Below are 3,508 nucleotides of genomic sequence, written 5' to 3' on the forward strand. Positions count from 1 at the left end.
CAGTACGACCCTTCATCAACGATGATCGACTAGAAAAGATCAAGATCAGTTAATAAGAAAACCAAAAAATCACCCTAAAAAGAGTGATTCGATTAAGTGCGGCCTTGATTTAGCCGGAGCGTCCATATATGTCCTGCTAAATTTGTTAAATCGCCTAAGGGTGGGCTACTCATCTTCCCAGTATTCTGATAGCGACTTAGATGCAGCATTCAAAACAGCCATAAAATCACCCATTTTATATTCAGGTTTAAACGCTGTATCTACAAATTCGGTAAAGAATATCACTTTCATATTCTTTATCCCTTCGTCCATTGTTATTTGAAAGACTTGCTCAGACTTATATTCAACCTGAGCGGTCATCTGCTCATAGTCGACATCGCTAAAAAAAAATATTTCAAAATCAGAAAATTCATCAAGCTTCATATCTATCTCTCCTGAAACCCTGAAAATGAACCATCTTTGTTAAATAATGCTTGCATGCCATTCGGGTGCTCGACCTTTATTCCCCCTCTGCCTAGTTTTATAACTGTTGAGTTGGGGTTATTAAGAATATCATCCAAAAAATTTTGTGCTTGCTGTGCTCTCTGCTGGTTATTTCCTTTAAGTTCTGGGAAAACACTTTCACTAGAACCCTTTCTCTGATTCCTAGCATGTTTATCTAGCGCATGTCCTGCCTTCGTTACTCCAGCGTTATTCAAAGGCGTAGAACCAGATTTCAATAGATCATCAACAAAGAATCCGAACTCATCAAATGCTCTTTTTTGTTGAATGCCAAGTATATCATTAAGATTTGAGTGACCCGTTTCTGCATCAACATACCCTGCTCCCATACTACCAGATGAGCCCGTGCTACCACCACTATGATTATTTAAACTAATATCTACATCCTGCGCCGTACCAGCTTTATTCAAAGCCTTAAGGCCATTAAGACCTTGCTTAAGCGCACCTAAGCTGAACGCTCCGGCCATAACATCAGCATTATCAAGAGCACGCTCTAAAAACTCTGTATCTATATTACTCGATACATTAAACATTAAATTACGAGTGTGGTTTTGTTCAGCTGCAAGTTCTTTATCTTTTAAAAAGCCACCATCTTTTTTAGCTGGTTCACCGTAACTACGATAAGCCAAACCTACTTTACCCATTTCGTTATTGCAATCTTCATTTGCAGAGCCTGCACAAGCTTGGGCATAATCAAATTCACGTTTCTTATCAACATACGCTATCACAGCAAGCTTATCTTTAATTTCTTGTATTTTTTCTAAAGTACATACCCCAATACAGTGTTGTAATTGGCGTTTTAACTGTATCTGTGTGGATTTTTCGTTATAACTCAAATAATTATTCTCAACCGCATTCTCACCAGCCAACCCTGCGTTTACCGCATCAGCACTGTTCCCTGTTGTTGCGCCAACGGCGGTAGACGCGGCACCGAGTATCGCGGTGAGGGTTTGTTTCTCGTCAGCCTTTAAATCATCTGGGTTAGAGCTGCCATACAACCATTCTGCCAAGGCAGGCGCGGCGGCTTCGGAACCGGCGGCAGCCACGCCGGCGGTGAGGGCGTCGTTTCCGCCTGCGGAAGCAACAGCCGCCGCGAGTATACCGTGGGCAAGGTTGTGAGCCGCTTCTTGTCCACCACTGAGTTGCCCGTTGTCATTATCGGCAGCAAGGCCTTTGAAGTATTGACCGATTTGATTGGCAACAACTGGGGATGCCGCAGCGGCCCAGCTGCCTGCCACGCTGTCGGTGGGGGCCAGTAATCCGGCACCGATGGAGCTAACCAATAAGCCGTAGGTTTTTAGCGTTTTTCTTTGGCTCTCATACTCTTTGGGGTCCATTTGACCCTTTTTTTCTTCCAGCTCTTCCAGTTCACCAAGAATAAGAACACCAATATCCGTCACCGTTTGATCCAACGCTTGTGTTGCTACACGTTCGCTGTTAACCAATGCTTCCACTTCGGCTTGGTCGAAGTTGTTTTGCAGCCCATTGCTGTCTTCTTGAGCGCTGTCTGTGCTGGTGGCAGTTTTGATGTCGGCAATGGCGTCTTCCACTGTTTGCCCAGTCAACTGTTGTTGTGCGTCGGCGTCGGTAATGGCGATGTTCGCGGTATTGATGCCGCTTTGAGTGGTGCTCTGTCGGCTGTCGCCATCCGAACCACGGCCCATGGACTTGCCAAAGCCACCCTCGCTTTCACCTACTTCACCCGTGTTGTTATTTGTCTTCTGCGAAGTACTCAGGCTCATGTCTATGCCAGCGCTAGAGGCACTGTATTGCGCGTGGTTTTCTAACTCGCTCTGGGTCAAGGTGCCGGTGCTAAAGCTGTTGTTGCCGTCGGCTTCAGCGGCATCTGTTGAAGTGATCAAACCACCAACAAGGTTGGTATTGCCCGTGACGTTAATCTGGTAACCCTGATCGCCTGAGGCAATGCTGCTTTGTTGAGTGACGCTGGCGTAGTCTGAACTGGTTTCCGTCTGGTTGTAATTAACCGAGATCGAAGAAGAGTCTGTGGTAACACCATCCTTAGCACTCTGCCCCATTCCAAAGTTGATCCCCCCCCCTTGGCTTTTGCTTTCACTTTTTGCTGTGTCTTGCAGGCTGATCACGTCCAGTGTTTGGGTGTTGATCGCCACCTTATCCCCATAAAGGTTACCGCCTTCAAGGGTGAGATGCTCACTGTCGCTCGTTAATGTACCGGCACTTAGGCTACTGTTAGTGTACTGGGTGCTGTCGCTGTTACTGTTGCTTTTACTGGTATTAATGCCAACTGACCCAGAGACACCACCGCCAAGGCTGGCCGTCACGCTGGCACTGGCGCCCTTACTCCGGCTGCTGGTGGTTTCTGTGTAGGTGTTTTTACCGGCCTTGATGTCGATGTTTTTGGCATTGGCTTCCAATGTGCCTAGCGCCGCAATGGCAGAACCTTCGACGGTGAGGTTGTTGTCGCCATTAAAAGACGCATTATTGCCCACTTGGATATTGGAACCGTTCCAGCTTCCTTGTGTGGCGCTGCGGCTGTTGGTCGTTTCTTGTGTGGTCGCCCCCGCAGTGGCCGTAAAGCCATAGGTCGCTGAGCTCATCGCTGCAGTGGCCGCCGCGCTGACCACGGCCATTTCAGCCGATTTTTCGCTCTTTTTCATGGCGTTCAGTTTGATTTCATAGAAATCTAGGTCGCCTTTGGGCATTTTGCCCTCCGCAACCTGTTGCTTGGCGTCGTTATACGCGCTTTCAGCTTCTTTCACCGCGTCTTTGGCGTCATCCAGCACTTTAACCGCGAGGTACGCATCCACATAGGCGTTTCTCACACCCGCGGTGACCGTTTTGGTTTTGGTGATACTGTCTTGAGTGGTGTCGATGATGGCTTCACGCCCACCCACTAGGATGTTTTCCCCTTGGATATCCACGTCGTTTTGCACGCTAATATCACTGGCTAGGATCGCCACATTTTTATCGGCCTTGATCGTTAGGTCGCCTGCGCTAATATTACTACCCGCCCAGGTGTTGGCCGTGG

Annotated in this window: 2 protein-coding genes; both read right to left on the reverse strand. The window is 47.7% G+C overall.

The genetic code is table 11. The annotated features are described in order from the left end of the window. Nucleotides 1–165: 165 nt before the first annotated feature. The gene (locus I8J31_RS20600) at nucleotides 166–423 is read right to left on the reverse strand and encodes a hypothetical protein (RefSeq protein ID WP_199470465.1); all 258 of its coding nucleotides are present in this window, start codon (nucleotides 421–423) and stop codon (nucleotides 166–168) included. Between the two features lie 2 nt (nucleotides 424–425). Beyond that, nucleotides 426–3,508: hemagglutinin repeat-containing protein (locus tag I8J31_RS20605; RefSeq protein ID WP_199470466.1), on the reverse strand; the 3,083-nt coding region annotated here is incomplete at its 5' end.

This window comes from Marinomonas transparens (assembly GCF_016463975.1).
GTDB classification, from domain to species: domain Bacteria; phylum Pseudomonadota; class Gammaproteobacteria; order Pseudomonadales; family Marinomonadaceae; genus Marinomonas; species Marinomonas transparens.

Excerpts from the sequence above, each read along its gene's own strand:
- I8J31_RS20600 (WP_199470465.1), bottom strand. The coding sequence starts at position 423 with ATGAAGCTTGATGAATTTTCTGATTTTGAAATATTTTTTTTTAGCGAT.